Source organism: Paenibacillus sp. MER TA 81-3, from assembly GCF_023713585.1.
In the GTDB taxonomy this organism is placed as follows: Bacteria; Bacillota; Bacilli; order Paenibacillales; family Paenibacillaceae; genus Paenibacillus_B; species Paenibacillus_B profundus.
This window is the reverse complement of record NZ_JAMAWB010000116.1, coordinates 1-296: the sequence shown is the minus strand read 5'-3', so window position 1 is coordinate 296 and position 296 is coordinate 1. Positions and strand designations below refer to the sequence as shown.

Below are 296 nucleotides of genomic sequence, written 5' to 3'. Positions count from 1 at the left end.
GTATTCGTACGTGGCCAACAATCCGTTGAAGTTTATTGACCCTAGCGGGAACCGATATATACCTTCAGAAATGAAGAGCATTATAGACGCGGCTATGAAAATAAACTCAACCAATGATGAACTGTACGGGGAATTCAATTCTCTATTAGGCTCACAGTTTGAGGCGGTGTACACTGAGAGTGATCACAACAGATTTAATTACTTGTTTGGATTGCTAACACAAACAAGCAGCTATTCGAACAGTGCAGGAAATGCAGACTGGGCAAGAGGACAGTTAATAGAGGCATATAATAAAT

Annotated in this window: 1 protein-coding gene; it reads left to right on the top strand. The window is 40.5% G+C overall.

Features of this window, described 5'->3' with window-relative positions; all coding sequences use genetic code 11:
* Positions 1 to 70: 70 nt before the first annotated feature.
* Positions 71 to 296: hypothetical protein (locus M3650_RS31485; protein WP_251580296.1), on the top strand; the 226-nt coding region annotated here is incomplete at its 3' end.